We start from the raw sequence: 17,399 nt of genomic DNA on the forward strand, positions 1-17,399 counted from the left end.
TGACTTTATACTGTAAAAATGTACGCAGTAACGCGCCCACTGGGAAAGTATAGGATGCATTTCCGGAATTAAAATCCCAAATTCCAGATACCGGATCCTGAAAGCACCTTGGATATCAAAACCGGATGCCTGGAATTTGGATATTGGGATCTGGAATTTTTCCCGTTATGAGATTAACCAAATGTCTATCCAACATTTGCAGCTGCGTATTCCTGTTATTACCCTCCACGGCTGCTATTGCCACCAGCGAACCTACTGAGCCCGCCCGCCTGAATAATAACATATGCCTGGAACAGCTGACCACGCGCGACGGACTTTCGCAGAACACGGTACGCTGCCTCCTGCAGGACAAAAAAGGCTTCATCTGGATCGGCACCCTGAATGGCCTGAACCGTTACGATGGCAAAAAGTTTGTAGTATACCGCCCCGAATACGGCAACCCTCATTCCATCAGCGATACCCGCATCCGTGAACTGCATGAAGACCGTCATGGGTTTATCTGGGTAAAGACCTTTGAAGGCCGCTTTCATTGCTTTGACCCGGTAAAGGAAGATTTTATCGAATACGGCCAGGCTAAGGAGCAACTGCCTTTTGAACAATGGTTTGAAAGCACCGGCGGCGATACCTGGCTATATGGCCGCGCAAGCGGATGCCTGCGCATCCGCCGTGAGAATGGGGTGTTCACTACCCGCCATTATGATCTTCCCGCAGGCAACCAGGTAAATTTCATGTTTGAAGATGTAATGCACCATCTTTGGGTCGGTACGGCCAATGGACTGTACCTTTTAAACCCGGATGGCAGCATTACAGCGGCCTACAGGGAAAAGAGCAGATATGATTTTATACAGGCGCTGCCCGCTAATGGCCGCCTTTATTTTATTACCCGCAACAACGGCATATTTACCTACCACCTCCAGCAACGGCAATTCAATAAACTGGCTATGGACCGTTCCCTGCAGCTTAGCAGTGGCGCGCTCCTTAATCCTGAACAGCTGCTGCTGGGTACGCAGGGCGAAGGCGCCTGGATACTGCAGTTAAAAAGCGGCCAGGTGCACAGCGCACAAACGGTCTTTAAAGAGCTTATATCCGGCCATACAGATATCACGGTCAGCGCAGCACAGGGTATCTGGCTTAATAATCATACAGGCGTTGTATGGTATTACGATATACGCAGGCAGCAATCACGCCGCTTTACACTGGTCTCCCCGCAGGTGATGCACCAGGTGGATGATGACCGCCTTGCCATTCAAACGGATCATAAAGAAAATACCTGGCTTACTACCTATGGCGGCGGACTGTATTGTTACAACCGTCTCAGGGATACGCTGCAGCATTTCAGCCATAACGGCGACAATGCCAACGGCCTTAGCTCCAACTATCTCTTAAGCATACTCGCAGATCGTTCCGGTCTGATCTGGGTAGGGGCGGAACATACAGGTCTTAACAAACTGGTACCACAATCATTCTCTGTATCGCATCTCTATCCTGACACAAAAAATCACAGGCCTTACAGCGCCAATATTGTAAAAACACTCTTTGAAGACAGCCGCCGTAATATATGGGTGACCACCAAGAACGGCGCCTTGTACCTGTATGACCCTGCACTGGAAAACATACGTCCGCTCTCCCACCTCTTCCATGGGCAAAGCCCCAATATATACTGCATACAGGAGGACAGTAAAGGTTTCATCTGGCTGGGGTCCAAAGGCCAGGGACTGTACATCGCACACCTGGATTCATTGCAGCAGGCGGCCCGCCATTTTGAGTTACCGGAACCGGCGCCCGGCGCCAGTAGAAACAACCAGGTGTATACCATCCTGCAAGACAGCCGGCAGCGTATGTGGATAGGCACCTTTGGTGGTGGACTGAATCTCGCTGTCTACAACGGCGGGCAGCATATTTCATTCCGTAACTTCTTTGGCACACATGAAACATTGAAGGATATACGCTGTATGCGGCAGGATCGCAAGGGAAATATATGGGCGGGTACCAACAACGGCCTGCTGCGCTTCCGGCCGGAGGCGCTGCTGCAAAACAACAAAGCGTTTACCCTGTACCGTTCAGATCCCGGGCAGCCCAACGGGCTAACCAGCAATGTAGTCAAGATCATCTGCGAAGATCATAAAGGCCGTATCTGGGCGGGGACTTCCGGCGGCGGTATCAGCCGCTTTATTCCTGCCACTAAAGACCGTGCTGCTTACTTTGAGACCTTTGGCACCCAACAGGGACTTTCGCATGATATTGTAAATGGCATGCTGGAAGATGAACAGGGCGATCTGTGGATCAGTACCGAAAATGGCCTCACCCGTTTTAATCCGGATAAGAACACCTTTGAGATCTTTTACTTCTCCAATACCACTCTCGGCAATCTCTTTACAGAAGCTGCCTGCTGTAAAAGAAGAAATGGACAGCATCTCTGGGGCAGCCTGGATGGCTTTTACAGCTGTCATCCCGCACTGATGCATACAGACAGCGGCGATGCACCGGTAGTGCTCACCGGGTTCAGTGTTGCCGGCAATCCGCTGAAACGCAGCAGCCCGCAGCAACAGGCGCTGAACGCTGCACAAACGATCACCCTGGAGCCCAATCAGAAAGTGTTCAGCATCGAGTTCGCCACACTGGCCTACCGCAATCCGCAACAGAACAAGTATACCTATATACTGGAAAATTATGAAGAGGACTGGAACCCGCCTGCCGCTTATAATGTAGCCACCTACCGTAATCTGCCCCCGGGCGAATACACCTTCCGTGTAAAAGGCACTAACAATGACGGCAGCTGGAGCAAACAGGAAGCCGCTATCCACATCACCGTATTGCCGCCCTTCTGGCGCTCTACACCGGCTTTTATACTGTACATCTGTGTGATCAGCGGACTGATAGCGGCCATCAGTTTTGTACGCAAACGCATCTTCCGTTTACAACACGCCGTTGCGCTGGAAAAAGAACTGACAGAGTACAAGCTCAATTTCTTCACCAATATATCACACGAGTTCCGTACGCCGCTGTCCCTGATCGTCAGCGCCATGGAAAACCTGCTGGACAACCGCCAGGGGGCCTTACATAACGGGCGGCACCTGCACATCATGCAGAAGAATGTACAACGCCTCATGCGCCTGGCCGATCAGTTGCTGGACTTCCGCAAGCTTCAGCACCAGCGTATGAAGCTGCAGATACGGGAAGTGGAGGTCATCTCCTTCCTGCAGGACCTCTGCGACAGCTTCAATGACCTTGCTGAACAACAGCAGATCCACCTGCAGTTTTCCAGCAATTTGCCGGAGTATACCATGTGGCTGGATGATAACAAGCTGGATAAGATGTTGTACAACCTGTTGTCTAACGCGCACAAGTTCACCCCTGCCAATGGCAGCATCACCGTACGCGCACTGATAGATGAAAATGCCGGGCAGCTGCAGATCCAGGTGTCTGACTCCGGCATTGCTATTCCTGAAAGTAAAAGGGAACAGGTTTTCCAGCGCTTCACACAATTGAGCTTCTCTCCTACGGGAACGGGTATAGGATTATCGCTTACCAAGGAACTGGCAGAACTGCATCATGGCAGTATCAGCTTCCGCAATAATGCCGGAGCAGGTGTTACCTTTATAATCACACTGCCCCTTTCCCGTGATCTGTATACAGCAGACGAGCTGGCCACACCGGAGGCGTTGAACAACACAACTACAATAACCAGCGTACTGCAGGCGGCCTATATCGCAGATGCAGAAGGCATGAATATACCGGAGCCCTCTTCCCGTTACAGGATACTGGTCATTGAAGACAATCCCGACATCTGCGATTACCTGGCAGAACAGCTGGGGCATTACTTCCATGTACATACGGCCAACAACGGGCGCGATGGCCTGGCGCAGGCCATTGAGCTGGCACCAGACCTGGTGGTGTGCGATGTAATGCTGCCGGAGTTGAACGGCTTAGACATTACCCGCCGCATCCGGGCAGAGTTCCAGACCTGCCATATACCGGTAGTGCTGCTGACCGCCCTCTCTTCCGGGGAACATCAGCTGCAGGGCATCGACGCAGGAGCAGATGCCTACATACCAAAGCCTTTCAGTACACGCTTTCTGCTGACCAATATCATCCGCATTATCGAACAGAGAGAAAAGATCAGGAAACGTTTCTCCAATGATCCCGGCTTTTTTGAAGTGAACATCGCGGAGAATGAAGCAGACCGTAAATTCCTGGACCGGCTGCATTTTATCATTGAAAAGAACCTGGACAATACCCAATTCTCTGTTGATGACTTTGCAGCTGCCGTTAAACTGGGCAGAACGCTGTTCTATAAAAAAGTAAAAGGCCTCACCGGTTACTCTCCCAATGAATACATCCGGCTGGTAAGATTAAAGCAGGCTGCTACGCTGCTGAATACTGGAGATTATACCGTATCGGAGGTGGCTTATAAAGTTGGCATGAACGATCCGTTCTATTTCAGTAAATGTTTCAAGGCGCAATTCGGCATACCGCCATCTGCTTACCTGAAACGTGTAAAAGCGGGATAACAACATGAGTGTGGGATGGGTACAAATGAAAAAAGGCCCTTGTAAGGCCTTTATTCTATTTTTTTTGCTGAGCGGAAGACCGGGCTCGAACCGGCCACCCCGACCTTGGCAAGGTCGTGCTCTACCAAATGAGCTACTTCCGCTGATAAGAACTATCTTTTTTGTTTTCGGGACTGCAAAAATAAGAAAGAGTCCGAAATATCCAAATTATTTATACTTGGGATTGTAAAGGGTGCTTTCAGGCACTGCTACTTCAGGCTTTCCCTTATAACGGTGCTTGTACAGGTTATAGCAACCACCCAACACAAAAGCCAGTATACAAAATACTTTCACATAAAACAGGAAACGGGAGGATGCAACCCAGTCACGGGAAAAGTCGCTCTTATTTTCTATCGTGTTTTGTTCCATAGATTTTTCTTTTCGCGTTGCAAACTTACATTATGTCAGATAATAATCAAAGCAATATTTATAAAAAGCTGATAGCGGTGTGCTTAATGCTGAATGCTATTGTTTTATGCGTTAAACGTTCAGCTTTAGGCGCTCAGCAGGTTTCAGCGCTCCAGTTCTGAGAATTTTTTTCGGCCCAGGAAGTAGTAACGCCAGATCATGATACCATGGAACACCCCTTTCATCTGCAGCAGTTTCTTCCGCGGCAACTGGTCGCTGGCGGGTTTGTAGCGTTGCTTCCAGCGCATATAATCACGATAGGCCCGGAAGATAGCCGCCATGTCCCTCGGTTTGCCGGCCACCAGGCTCTTTACCGCTGCCAGTATGTCCAGGAACAGGCGCTGCGCCAGGATGATCCAGCGGTCTGCCGGGTGCAGGTTCTTCCATAACATCATCAGGTTGTTCCGGAAGTTGAGGTATAATTTGCGTGGATTACCCTGCGGCAGGCTGCCTCCGCCCACATGATACACCCGGGAACCCGGGCAGTAGGCAATGCGGTAACCCGCCCGCTGCAGGCGCCAACAGAGGTCTACTTCCTCCATATGTGCAAAGAAGTCGGCATCAAAGCCTCCTACTTCATGAAAACATCTGGAACGGATGAAGAGCGCCGCACCGGTCGCCCAGAAAATATCCTGGGCATCGTCATACTGGCCGTTATCTTTCTCTGTGGTATACAGGATGCGCCCCCTGCAAAAGGTATATCCCAGGATATCCATCCAGCCGCCGGCAGCACCCGCATACTCAAACTCATCCGGGTTGGCGTAAGCCCGCAGCTTGGGCTGACAGGCCACAATATCCGGCTGCCGCTCCATCATGGCCACCACAGGCTCTATCCAGCCGGGCTCTACCTCCACGTCCTGGTTCAGCAGTACATAAATATCCGCCTGCACATGCTGCAGGGCCTCATTATACCCGCCCGCAAAACCATTGTTGGAAGGGTTTCGGATGATCTTTATCTCCGGGAAATGTGATGCTGTAAAAGCTACACTATCGTCTGTAGATGCATTATCCGCCACATATAGCTGTAAATTACCATAAGTAGACTTGCATACCGAAGGCAGGAACTTTTCCAGGAAACTTTTTCCATTCCAGTTCAAAATAACGACAGCTACCGATGGCAATACCGACAAAAGATATTTCGTTTATGCGTGATAAATATTTTTGCGAAAGCAAATATAAAGTAAAAGTCCTTAGTCGCCCCCTTGCCACAAAGCAGGAACCGTGCCATGGGGCAGGGGCCATCGCCTCAAATCGCACCGGTCATAGACTATGAACTTAAAATATTAACTTAGGCGTAAATGTTTAAACAATACATAGGCTGGAAGTTTGTACTGGTTTCCATGGCGGTGGTCATCATTGTAGCCACCATCTGGTTTGTGAGCAGTTTGTCCCAGCGTATACAGGAAGAAGAGACCAAGAAAGTGGCCACATGGGTGGAAGCTAACCGCGAACTGTTGCAAGCCTCCCCGGATGCCAACCTGAACCTGGCGGTAGAGATCGTGACCACCAACACCACCATCCCCCTGATCCTGACCAATGAATTTGGGCAGATCATCGACAGCCGCAACCTGGATACCGCTAAAATTGCCAGCCATCCCAAATACCTGCAGGAACAGCTGAACATCTTCAAGAAGAAGCATCCGCCCTTTATCATGGAGGTAGATGCCGAGCAGAAAATCTATAATTATATATACTATGGGGACTCCCTCATCCTGAAACAGGTGCGGTATTACCCCTACATCCAGCTGCTGGTGGTGACCCTCTTCATTGGCGTGGTGCTGTTTGCCCTCTCCTCTACAAACCGGGCCACCCAGAACCTGGTATGGGTAGGACTGGCCAAGGAAACCGCCCACCAGCTTGGCACGCCGCTCTCCTCCATAGAAGCCTGGCTGGAGATCCTGAAGGAAAACCCGGATAATACCAACATGGTGACAGAACTGCGTAAGGACGTAGACCGCCTGAAACTGATCACCGACCGCTTCTCCAAGATCGGCAGCGTACCCAAACTGGAAGAGAAGAACCTTGTGGAACAGATCCAGCACATGGTGACCTATATCCGGAAAAGAGCCCCCCAGAAGGTGCAGTTCACCGTTCACACCCGGGATACAGACATCCCGGCTATGATCTCCCCTCCCCTGTTCGACTGGGTGGTGGAGAACCTGCTAAAAAACGCCCTCGACGCCATGGAAGGTAAAGGCGCCATCGATATCCATATAGAAAGCCACCCGGCAGATATCATTGTAGATATTGCCGACACAGGGAAAGGTATTCCCAAAGCTTATTACGAAAAAGTGTTCAAACCCGGCTTCAGTACCAAGAAAAGGGGCTGGGGACTGGGCCTTTCACTGGCCAAGCGTATTATTGAGGACTATCACAAGGGCCGTTTATACGTTAAGTCATCGGAGCTGACCAAAGGAACCACCTTCAGGATCCTGTTAAGAAAATAGCCGGAATGCATAATAAATTTGTACATTTTGAAAAACATTCTATTTTTGCACCCCGGACCAGCGGAGGTGGCGAAATTGGTAGACGCGCTACTTTGAGGTGGTAGTGCCTGAAAGGGCTTGAGAGTTCGAATCTCTTCCTCCGCACCACGATAAAAAAGGCTCTGATTATAGAGCCTTTTTTTATTTGGACAAACTGTTTATCTGGATGAACTCAAAGCGTAAGCCTCCCTAATGCATCGCCTCCGCCAGCGATCCTTTACTCCGCGCCTGCTTCACAAAGATCAGCACAAAGGGAACACACAACAGGAACAAAACACCTACCCATAGAAACACATCCATGTAAGACAACAAGGTCGATTGCCTTTGCACCGTGTTCTCCAGTACACCGTAGGCAGCCCTCCTGGCGCTTTGAAGGTTATAGCCCTGCATCAGGAACCGGCGCGACAACTGGCTAAGCCTTTCCTGTACCACCGGGTCATCTGCGTTCAAATGGCTGACAAGTGTGATCCTGTGCAGTTGTGACTGCCTTGATATAAACGTTGATATGATGGCAACTCCAAATGCGCCGCCCAACTGGCGTAACATACCTGTAAGCGCTGCGCCCTGCGCAATCTCTTTACCATGAAGCGTAGATACGGACATGGCTGTTACCGGAACATATAGTAGTCCCAGCGACAAACCTCTCACGAAAAGCGACCAGTATAAATTATCACTTCCGGTTTCCGGCGTGAGCAGATGGTATGACCAGTCCCCGTAAATAAAGAAAACGATCATCCCGATAATGATCAGGTATTTTGATGATACACCGCGCTGCACCAGCTGTGATACAGCCGCTACTACGACTGCTACAAATATGGTTGCCGGCAGCATCAATAAGCCCGATTGCAGGGCCGTCCAGCCTAACAAGCTTTGGGTGAACAGCGGAAGTACGAAAGTTGTACCGAATAAGCCAAAGCCGATCAAAAAGGTCAGGATCACGCCAACACGCAGGTTGGTATTTTTAAGCACCCGCAATTCCACAACCGGGTAGCGGTAAGTTAACTCCCGCCAGATAAAGAAAAAGATACCCAATACCGCTGTTACGGTAAGTATGATGATGGTATTGCTGCTGTACCAATCATCTTCCTGTCCTTTCTCCAGCACATACTGCAGGGAAGAAACGCCCACCGTGAGCAGTATGATGCCCAGCCAGTCTACCTGGTTTGCCGGTCGTTTCTGCTCATACCTCGGACTTTTAATGAACTGGATAGCCAGTACGGTTGACAGGATGCCAAACGGGATATTGATATCAAAGATCAGGGGCCAGGAATAGTTATCGATCAGGTACCCTCCCAATGTTGGCCCGATGGTAGGCCCCACCAGCAATCCCAGCGTATAGATACCCTGTGCAACCGCCCGCTTCTCCAAAGGCCAGCTTTCCGTAATGATCGTTTGAGACGTAACCAGTAAAGCGCCGCCGCCCAGCCCCTGGATAAACCTGAAAATGATCATCTCCCAGATACCCGTTGCATTACCACACAGGAACGAACAAAGCGTAAAAACAATGATGGAGACGGCAAAATAGTTACGCCTGCCAAACTGCTGGGAAAGCCAGCTCGTCATCGGCACAATAATAACATTACCCAGCGAATAGGCGGTAATGACCCAGCTGATCTCATTAACCGTAGCACCCAGGTTACCGCGGAGATCGTTTAGTGCCACATTCACGATCGTCGTGTCTATCAGCTCAAGCATCGCGCATATCACCGCTGTTACCGTTATTATGATCCTGCGCGGACCATACTCCACAAGGGAATCTATCGACGTTTCCATACCTTTAATTAAAGTTGATCATCTTATTGTCGATACAAATTTGCGGCATGCAACGGCCCTGTTTTTTCACTTAAGTTAAATCAGGTGGCTTTTTCTAAAAAAACTGCCCGCCGGGTTACAACCGCAATCCGCCTACAAAAATCCACAATCAGGCTACAGGTGTTACAGCCGGACATATGACCTTTGTACTAAAATCAAAACATTATGACACAGGGAAATAACAAAGTATGGTTCATCACCGGCACATCTCGCGGTTTTGGACGCATCTGGACAGAAGCCGCCTTAGAAAGGGGGGACAAAGTAGCCGCTACCGCACGGAACATTGACAGCATTGCCGATCTGAAGAAGAAATATGGCGACAATGTGTTAACCCTGCAACTGGATGTAACCAATGCAGACCAGGTGAAACAGGCAGTTACACAGGCTCATGAGCATTTTGGCAGGCTTGATATTGTACTGAACAATGCAGGCTATTCATTGATCGGCACCATTGAAGAGGCAAAGGCAGACGACATCAGGTCACTGTATGAAACAAATATTCTTGGGCCCGTTGCCGTTATACAGGCAGCGCTGCCACTGCTCCGCCAGCAGGGTTATGGTCACATCTTAGGAACTTCCAGCAACCTTGGCCATATTACAGCGCCGGTAATTGGTTATTATTGCTCTTCGAAATGGGCCTTCGAAGCCATCCATGAAAGCCTCGCCGCAGAAGTTCAACAATTTGGCATTAAAGTAACCATCATTGAGCCCGGCGCTTACGCAACAGAGTTTGGCAGCCCGGAATCGCTTAAATTTGCACCGGGTTTAGAGGTTTACACCGACTTCAAAAACGAATTCATCGGCGGCCTCCGAAACCTGAAACGCGGAGATCCGGCAGCTACTCCCCAGGCGCTTTTTAAAATGGTGGATGCGGAAAACCCGCCACTCCGCTTCAACCTGGGCAGTCATAACCTGCCGTCAACAAAAGCCGCCTATGCGGAACGGATAAAAATCTGGGAAGCATGGGATGCCGTATCCAGCTCGGCTCAAGGTGAGCCTATGTAATATCACTGATAGCCGGTTGTCTGTTGACAACCGGCTATCTATAAATATTTTACAATGAAAACAGAAGATAATCATCTGCACCGGTTTGAGTCGCTTTCAGATGCGCACCGTTTTTTTGATATGCCAATGCCGCGGCATCCCTTAATCAGTATCATTAACGGCGTACATGTTAAGGCCGAACCAGACAGGATCGCGCAGCGTCACGTATTGGGCTTTTATAAAATTTCCTATAAACCTGTGCTGGGCGGACGGCTAAAGTACGGACAAGGTTACTATGATTTTGATGCAGGAGGCCTGCTGTTTGCAGCTCCCGGACAGATCATCGGTGGTAACCCGGATAATGACACCGCCTGTTCGCAGTACTCATTACTGATTCACCCCGACTTCTTCCTGGGTTATCCACTGGCTAAAAAGATCAGGCAGTACGGCTTTTTCTCCTACTCCATCAAAGAAACCCTGCACCTTTCCGAAGAGGAAAAGAACATCATACTGTCCATCTTTAGTTTTATGGAATCAGAGTTGAACAGCAGGATAGACGATTTCAGCCAGGATGTAATGATCTCACAGATCGAACTATTACTTAACTACGCCAACCGCTTCTATAAGCGCCAATTCATTACCCGCAAAGCCGCCAGCAACGACCTCCTGCAAAAGTTCGAGGAAATACTGGAGGATTATTTCCAGGATGAAAAGTCCTTAAGAGGAGGCATCCCCACCGTAGCCTACCTGGCAACAAACCTGAACGTCTCTGCCAGTTACCTGAGTGATATGCTTCGCTCATTAACCGGGCAAAGCGCCCAGCAACATATTCACGACAAGCTGATAGAAAAAGCAAAGGAAAAGCTTTCTACCACCAGCCTGTCCGTAAGCGAAGTGGCATATGAACTGGGATTTGAGCATTCCCAATCATTCAGTAAACTGTTTAAAACAAAAACCAATCTCTCGCCATTGGAGTTCAGGAAGTCGTTCAGGTGATGAGACCAGCCCTATACGGCGGCTAAAAATATTTCACCTGCCCAAGGTCTTCAAGCAGTCCCGGCCCGCTGGGTTGCTATCTCGGCTGTTGCCCTGTCTGTTCACTTGATGCAGACATATCAAAGCGCATAAACATGGCCAGCGGTCCAAAATGACTTTTAGCCGCTTCCTCTGTCTGACTCACAACAGGAATGTTCAATCCCCTGCCAATGGCCGCTGTTATCTCTTTTAAGGAAATACCTTCTTCAGCAACTGCATGATACCTGCCCGGTTTGTTGCTTTCCAGTACAAGGCGGTAAAGCACTGCCACATCCTGAACATGAGCTGCGGTCCAGCGTCCGGAGAGATACGCCTCGTTCTTCTTTAAACGACGGGAAACGGCCAGGGAACTGACATAGTCGATCCCCGTACTATCCAGCCCCAGCGTTGGCTTTCAGATAATCTTTAAAGCGATCAACCATACTGTTTCAAAGAAAATTACATTGACGGGAACAGCAAAACCACATAGCCACCCGGGGCATAGCGCTAAGCATCCCTCCGGATATCAGGAAGAATATTTTTTCCGGTAATTAATATACCGATCGGTATTTTACATACCTTTATAGCAACTGGTTAACCATGTAAGATAAAATGCTGATTATGGCTGCAACAAACAGAATAAGAACGCACGACTGGGCCAATCCCCTGGAAACTGCCGAAAAAGCCAAAACACTGGCAGGCATCGACTTCCTGAATGCAACACTGAATAAAGAAATTCCATACCCGCCTATTGCCAGCACGTTAGACTTTACACCGTTGAGCGCAGAGCAGGGCAAAGTCAGGTTTGAGTTCATACCACAGGAATTTCATTATAACCCGATTGGCACCGTTCACGGCGGCGTAATCTGTACCGTGCTGGATACCGTAATGGGATGCGCCGTACACTCAACGTTACCACAAGGTGTGGCATACACCACGTTAGAATTGAAAGTAAATTTCATCAAAGGCGTGACCATCAAAAGCGGGAAAATGATCGCTGAAGGACGCCTCATTCATGCGGGCAGAAGTACTGCCTTAGTGGAAGGAGACCTTAGAAGTGAAAACGGCATCTTGTACGCCCACGGTGTTTCCACCTGCATGATCCTGACAGCTTAAACACACATAAAACCATCACATTTACCATGGCAGCTTCCGCCCGGGAGCTGCCATTTTTATTGACATAAATATTTAAAATCTTATGGCGTACTGTACCTGGCCTCCGGCGAATCCACCTTTACTACCGGTTCAGAACTGGTAATAAACGGCGGCCACCGCCATCTGATCTAACGGATTCATACAACACAAAGCACCGCTCAGGTGTCAAGAAAGACATAGAGTGATGCTATTTTTCCATTTTCAAAACAGGCAATATCCATCCCTGTTGCAACAGGCGGCTGGCCTTCTGGTCCGGCTCCCCAAATCAGTCTGCCCAGGTCGTTGTTTATAACCACCGGCTTCAGTCTGGTGAATACAAAATTACCCGGAAGACTTTTTAATGTGGTGTTATACTGGCATTGATGGCATCTGCTCCGCTTACCTCGTGGCCTGGATGGTACAGGCGGGCAGCGGGGCTGTAGATCTTTCCGATCATCGTTAACCTGGTATTGGCATCTCTTTCATTCCATACCAAACAATGCCCCGCTTACTTCCAGTTAAATATCCGCACAAAATACGGCCTGTACCTGTCTGCACTGCCAGGCATGTTGAAGTTGCTGTTAAAATCCGTGGGATTGATATTGTATGATATCACCAGCTCCCCCTCCCTGCTCAGCGCATGATGCACAAATGCATTGTAGCTGATAATATCACCACTGTAACGGTCCGGTATATGATACAATGTGCGCTTGTTGGTCCAGGGGCCTACCGGGGTACCGGACTCCTGTATATAAATATCCAGCCCGAAAAGTATCTGCTGCGATACCAGGTAGTACTTGCCGTCTTTATAAAATACGTTCGGCTGCGTTATATCATTGCACACGTTATGCTTCACAGAAGTAGTGCTCCATCCGTCCGGTCCGTAATACTCCCAATTGCCGGTGAGATCATGCCCTGCCACGCGCGCTACATACATAAACGAGGTCAGGAACCCGTTCTCTGTACTGTACATATACGTGTATCCATCCGGAGCACGCATGCTGCCCGCACTATAATTGCTGTTAGTGTCCTTGTCCCTCACAATATGATTGAGCCGCATGGAAGGCAGGTCAAACACGGCAAGATCTGTGCTCACATGCGCAAAGCCCCACATGCCGTCCCCGTTTTTTTTCACATGGCTCAATAACATCTGGAACTGGCCATTATGCACCTGCCCCGCGCCGGGCCAGTACCAATCCTGGTCTTCAGGCGCATCCCCATACTTTATCCAGGTTTCACGCTGGTTGCCCGATCCGGGGTTCAGTGAAATAAAACTTTGTAAAGAGGTATCCTGCTGCAAATGAGCTGCGTTACGGCGCATCACGTTATTGGTTCGGTTCCTGTCGGCGCTCACCTGTCCGAAAAAGCTGTCCTGGAAAGACCAGAGCAAACGCCCGTCCGGCAACATCGCAGTATAGCAGCCATCGCCTCCATTCCAGTCCTGGTAGCGGGTAAGGTAATCATTGTAGTCCAGGTCACTGTATACCATCACCCGCGGGTCCCACCTGCCGTTATTGGGCAACAGCTGCAGGCGCGGCGCCGCGGGCAGCTCACTTTGCTTTCTTAGGTGCACATACCACAGTTTGGTGATTCCCGCGGCGGCAGTCACCTTATACGTATAACGGTTGCCATTAGCCGAAAAATCTACTTTTACACCAGGCGCAGGTAGTACTTCAGCGCCTTTGGAAACCGTCACTACCGGGCTGATAGCCTGCAGATCCAGCTCATCTTCCACCCATACGGTAACCGTGGCAGAATCTGTACCATTCACGATCTCGGCTTCGCCTATCTGTCCTTCAGGTAAGCGGAAAGACACAATGGCCCGCTCCTGGCTTTTGTAGCCTTCCAGCGGGTTCTTTACACAGGAAGAAAATAAGCTGGTGGCCACCAGTAATATTACTTTACTCATCATGCTGTTTTTATTTAAAACCAATCTGGATACCCAGGTTCACCACGCGCTGGTTAATATAGGCATCGCCTGCGCTGTTGCTCGCTACTTCAGGATCCTGCTGGTATTTATCGTAATTGGTCCAGGTTAAGAGATTATATGCGCTCAGGTAAAGACGTGCATTGTTCAGCCGCTTCGGCAGCCAGCGGCTGGGCAGCTGGTAGCCCACATCTATTGTTTTCAGGCGCACGTACCGCGCATCTATCAGCCAGAAATCCGACATATAGGTACGGGCGCTGTTAACCGTGGTCGGGTTGCTGGTAAGGCGCGGAAATGCTGCACTGGCACCATTCTCAGGTGTCCACCTCTCCTGGTGGATGGGCTGAAACTGGCTCTGGAAAGTTTCTATACCGGTGCCCACCACGCTGAAGCTGTACCCGAAGGCGCCCTGGAAAAGCAGGTTAATACTGAAGCCCTTATAATTGCCTCCCAGGTTAAGGCCCAGCACCGTATTTGCCAGGTTAGGCCGCCCGATAGGGCCACGGTCGTTATTGTCGATCACGCCATCGCCATTGATATCTTTGTATTTAAGATCACCGGCCTGAATGGGATACTCACTGAGCGGTGTAGCTGGTTTATCATGGGCATTCGCCTGTATCTTCGCTATATCCTCCGGTGTGTAGTAACCGATAAAGGTGTAACCGAAAGGCTGCTCAATGGGCAAACCTGTTTCACGCAGCCATGGATAAGCAGGCTGCGCCTCATCTTTGAACAGCACTTTGTTCCTGAAGTGCTGGAATACCAGGCTTGTGTTGATATTCACCTGGTGGATGCTGGTGCGGTAGTTGATCTGCCCGTCAAATCCTTTGTTACTGGTCTTGGCCACATTCGTCGGACTGAAGCCAATGCCAAGCATATCGGGTACAGATCCTTTACGTACCAGCTGATCATAGCGCACATCATGGAAATAATCCACCGTAAATGAAAGCCGGTCATTGAAAAGGTTTACATCAATGCCCACATCTGCTTTCCTTGCCTTTTCCCATGTTACGTCCAGGTTGCCCAGCTCTCCTTCATAGATGGTGTTTTGATCGGTATGGTTCTCGCCAAAAGAATAGTTGTTGCCATAATTATATTCCTGGCGGTACAGGTAGCGGTTACCCTCGGTAACATCCGATCCTACCACGCCATAGGAAGCACGCAGTTTCAGCAGGCTTACAGATTTTATGCGATCCCTGAAGAAGGGCTCCTGCGATATGCTCCAGCCCACTCCCACAGCAGGGAAAAAGCCGTTTCTCCTCTTTGCCTGGAAACGGTCAGAACCGTTCAAAGCGCCGTTGATATCCAGCAGGTATTTCTGCTTGTAGTTATACCCAGCCTTGAAAGAGAAGCCCCTGAAATTAGCCGGTATATCTGATTTGAAAGCATAGCTCTGCCGGTTGTACAAGGCCAGGCCATTCAGCGCATGATGTCCAAAAGTACGATCATAACTCAGGAAGGCCTGCGTGTTTACATTGCGGCTGTAAAGATCAGTAGTGCCGGTTACGCGGTATGCCTGCAGGCGGTAATTGCCACGGGGGTCCAGGATATAAGACTGGTCAACGGGATTATAGTGAAAGGACGGCGGATTCTCCGGGCGGAAAAGATTTCTCGAATACTGCTCAACCCCTGCATAAGCCACGCGCGCCGTAAAAGATAATCCCTTGGTCATAAAATCCAGTTGCTGTGTAGCGCCTACCAACACGTTAAAATCTGTCCGCTTGCTGCGATTATAACCGCCGTTCGCCAGCCTTGCGTTGATCGTGGGCAGCTTATCCTTGGTATCTGCCGCAAAAGCATAGCTGCCATTGGGGTTCATCATCGGCGCAGAATAAGGATGTATCTTTTCGAAATTATATACTTCTGATACCACGTTGGATGCATGAGGCTGGTTGATGTCGCCAAAACGGGCCGTCAGGTCTACCCGCAAGGTCAGCGTTTTACTGGCGCGCATATCAAAATTGGAACGCACATTATAGCGGCGGAAAAAGTAATTGGTATTCACCTCATTCCTCGGATCTGAAAAGTCTTTCACCAGGCCGTTCTGTGTAAGAAAGCCGCCGGATATAAAGTACTTCACCGCTTCTGTTCCACCGGAAATATCAATATTGGTATTGGCCTGGTAAGCATGCTGCTTGAAGATGGCATCATACCAGTTGATGTTGGGATGACCATAGGGATCCTGCCCGTTTTGAAAAAGCTCCAGGTCTGCCGCAGTGAACATGGGCGCTAAGCCATCATTCTTATATGCCTCATTCACCAGCAGGGCGGTATTGTAAGCATCCAGGAACTTCGGCGTTTTTACAGGTGACTGCTGCCCGGATTCCAGGCGCAGGTTTACCTGTGGCCGACCGCTTTTTCCGCGGCGCGTGGTAACCACCAATACGCCGTTGGCGCCTTTGATACCATATATGGCCGTAGTAGATGCATCTTTCAGGATAGATATGCTTTCTATCTCATTCACATTGATCTGCTGCAGCTGGTCATAAGAATACTCAATATCGTCCACAATGATGAGCGGCCGGTTTCCCGCGCTGTTCAGCGAGCTGACCCCACGGATGAAGAAATCAGACGCATCTCTTCCGGGCTGACCCGAACGCTGCTGCGATACAAAACCCGGCAGCTTACCCATCAGGGTATTCTGTACATTGGCGGTGGGGACATTCCTGATCTCAGAACCGGTAATGGCGCTGACCGCCCCTGTATTGGTGATACGCCTGGCCTGGTTAAAACCCACAACCACCACTTCATCCAAACCCTGTGTAGAAGGCTGCAGCACCACATCAACAGCTGTTTGACCGCTGACGTCGATCTCCTGCCCCGTAAAACCGATCAGCTTCACCAGCACCGTATTGGAGCGACCTTTTAAGGTTAATCTGAACCTTCCGTCTGAATCGGCGATCACGCCATTGGCAGGCATGCCTTTCTCTGAAATGGCGGCGCCAGGCAGCACCCCGTTCAGATCCTTCACCGTACCGGTGATAGTTTTCTGCTGGGCCATTAACAATATGGGCGCAACAACCAGCAACAAAAACAGTATAGCATTTTTCATCTTCTTCATTGATTTCTTGTAAGGAATAAGGC

11 protein-coding genes and 2 tRNA genes are annotated in these 17,399 nt (G+C 49.8%); 6 read left to right on the plus strand and 7 right to left on the minus strand.

The features are described 5' to 3' along the window. Positions 1-167 precede the first annotated feature (167 nt). Entirely contained in the window at positions 168-4,511 is a 4,344-nt protein-coding gene (locus tag Q0577_RS02610) for a two-component regulator propeller domain-containing protein (protein ID WP_298732520.1), read from the plus strand. Between the two features lie 70 nt (positions 4,512-4,581). Here Q0577_RS02610 and Q0577_RS02615 read toward each other — a convergent pair. The 3 genes from Q0577_RS02615 to Q0577_RS02625 form a co-directional block, all read right to left on the minus strand. Then, positions 4,582-4,654 (minus strand) — tRNA-Gly (locus tag Q0577_RS02615). 64 nt (positions 4,655-4,718) lie between these two features. Then, on the minus strand, positions 4,719-4,919 hold the full coding sequence (locus Q0577_RS02620; protein ID WP_298732521.1) for a hypothetical protein: 201 nt from the start codon (positions 4,917-4,919) through the stop codon (positions 4,719-4,721). 143 nt (positions 4,920-5,062) lie between these two features. Then, entirely contained in the window at positions 5,063-6,088 is a 1,026-nt protein-coding gene (locus Q0577_RS02625; protein ID WP_298732522.1) for a glycosyltransferase family 2 protein, read from the minus strand. Positions 6,089-6,256: 168 nt separating this feature from the next. Here Q0577_RS02625 and Q0577_RS02630 point away from each other — a divergent pair, with 168 nt between their 5' ends. Together Q0577_RS02630 and Q0577_RS02635 are read left to right on the plus strand one after the other, a co-directional pair. Then, entirely contained in the window at positions 6,257-7,405 is a 1,149-nt protein-coding gene (locus Q0577_RS02630; RefSeq protein ID WP_298732523.1) for an ATP-binding protein, read from the plus strand. A 60-nt stretch (positions 7,406-7,465) separates the two neighbouring features. Continuing rightward, positions 7,466-7,552 (plus strand) — tRNA-Leu (locus tag Q0577_RS02635). Between the two features lie 81 nt (positions 7,553-7,633). On the opposite strand, the gene Q0577_RS02640 is transcribed toward Q0577_RS02635, so the two are convergent. Further along, complete coding sequence (locus Q0577_RS02640; RefSeq protein ID WP_298732524.1) at positions 7,634-9,217, minus strand: DHA2 family efflux MFS transporter permease subunit; 1,584 nt, start codon at positions 9,215-9,217, stop codon at positions 7,634-7,636. 204 nt (positions 9,218-9,421) lie between these two features. Between Q0577_RS02640 and Q0577_RS02645 the strand changes: the two genes are divergently transcribed. Both Q0577_RS02645 and Q0577_RS02650 read left to right on the plus strand, forming a co-directional pair. Next, the gene (locus Q0577_RS02645) at positions 9,422-10,261 is read left to right on the plus strand and encodes an SDR family NAD(P)-dependent oxidoreductase (protein ID WP_298732525.1); all 840 of its coding nucleotides are present in this window, start codon (positions 9,422-9,424) and stop codon (positions 10,259-10,261) included. Between the two features lie 54 nt (positions 10,262-10,315). Then, positions 10,316-11,236 carry an AraC family transcriptional regulator gene (locus Q0577_RS02650; RefSeq protein WP_298732527.1) on the plus strand — a complete coding sequence of 307 codons (921 nt, stop codon included), beginning with the start codon at positions 10,316-10,318 and terminating at the stop codon, positions 11,234-11,236. 76 nt (positions 11,237-11,312) lie between these two features. On the opposite strand, the gene Q0577_RS02655 is transcribed toward Q0577_RS02650, so the two are convergent. After that, positions 11,313-11,546, minus strand: a complete 234-nt coding sequence (locus Q0577_RS02655) for a hypothetical protein (protein ID WP_298732529.1) — start codon at positions 11,544-11,546, stop codon at positions 11,313-11,315. Between the two features lie 329 nt (positions 11,547-11,875). Here Q0577_RS02655 and Q0577_RS02660 point away from each other — a divergent pair, with 329 nt between their 5' ends. Continuing rightward, positions 11,876-12,370, plus strand: a complete 495-nt coding sequence (locus tag Q0577_RS02660; RefSeq protein WP_298732530.1) for a PaaI family thioesterase — start codon at positions 11,876-11,878, stop codon at positions 12,368-12,370. Between the two features lie 526 nt (positions 12,371-12,896). Here Q0577_RS02660 and Q0577_RS02665 read toward each other — a convergent pair. After that, positions 12,897-14,300 carry a DUF5005 domain-containing protein gene (locus tag Q0577_RS02665; RefSeq protein WP_298732531.1) on the minus strand — a complete coding sequence of 468 codons (1,404 nt, stop codon included), beginning with the start codon at positions 14,298-14,300 and terminating at the stop codon, positions 12,897-12,899. A gap of 7 nt (positions 14,301-14,307) precedes the next feature. Beyond that, positions 14,308-17,376: a TonB-dependent receptor gene (locus tag Q0577_RS02670; protein WP_298732532.1), complete on the minus strand. Its 3,069-nt coding sequence runs from the start codon at positions 17,374-17,376 to the stop codon at positions 14,308-14,310. Between the last annotated feature and the right edge of the window lie 23 nt (positions 17,377-17,399).

Source organism: uncultured Chitinophaga sp., from assembly GCF_937898475.1.
Lineage (GTDB): Bacteria > Bacteroidota > Bacteroidia > Chitinophagales > Chitinophagaceae > Chitinophaga.

Bases quoted from the DNA above. Each gene is read 5' to 3' on its own strand.
- Q0577_RS02610 (WP_298732520.1), top strand. From the start codon at position 168: ATGAGATTAACCAAATGTCTATCCAACATTTGCAGCTGCGTATTCCTG.
- Q0577_RS02620 (WP_298732521.1), bottom strand. From the start codon at position 4,919: ATGGAACAAAACACGATAGAAAATAAGAGCGACTTTTCCCGTGACTGG.
- Q0577_RS02630 (WP_298732523.1), top strand. From the start codon at position 6,257: ATGTTTAAACAATACATAGGCTGGAAGTTTGTACTGGTTTCCATGGCG.
- Q0577_RS02640 (WP_298732524.1), bottom strand. From the start codon at position 9,217: ATGGAAACGTCGATAGATTCCCTTGTGGAGTATGGTCCGCGCAGGATC.
- Q0577_RS02645 (WP_298732525.1), top strand. From the start codon at position 9,422: ATGACACAGGGAAATAACAAAGTATGGTTCATCACCGGCACATCTCGC.
- Q0577_RS02650 (WP_298732527.1), top strand. From the start codon at position 10,316: ATGAAAACAGAAGATAATCATCTGCACCGGTTTGAGTCGCTTTCAGAT.
- Q0577_RS02660 (WP_298732530.1), top strand. From the start codon at position 11,876: ATGGCTGCAACAAACAGAATAAGAACGCACGACTGGGCCAATCCCCTG.
- Q0577_RS02665 (WP_298732531.1), bottom strand. From the start codon at position 14,300: ATGATGAGTAAAGTAATATTACTGGTGGCCACCAGCTTATTTTCTTCC.
- Q0577_RS02670 (WP_298732532.1), bottom strand. From the start codon at position 17,376: ATGAAGAAGATGAAAAATGCTATACTGTTTTTGTTGCTGGTTGTTGCG.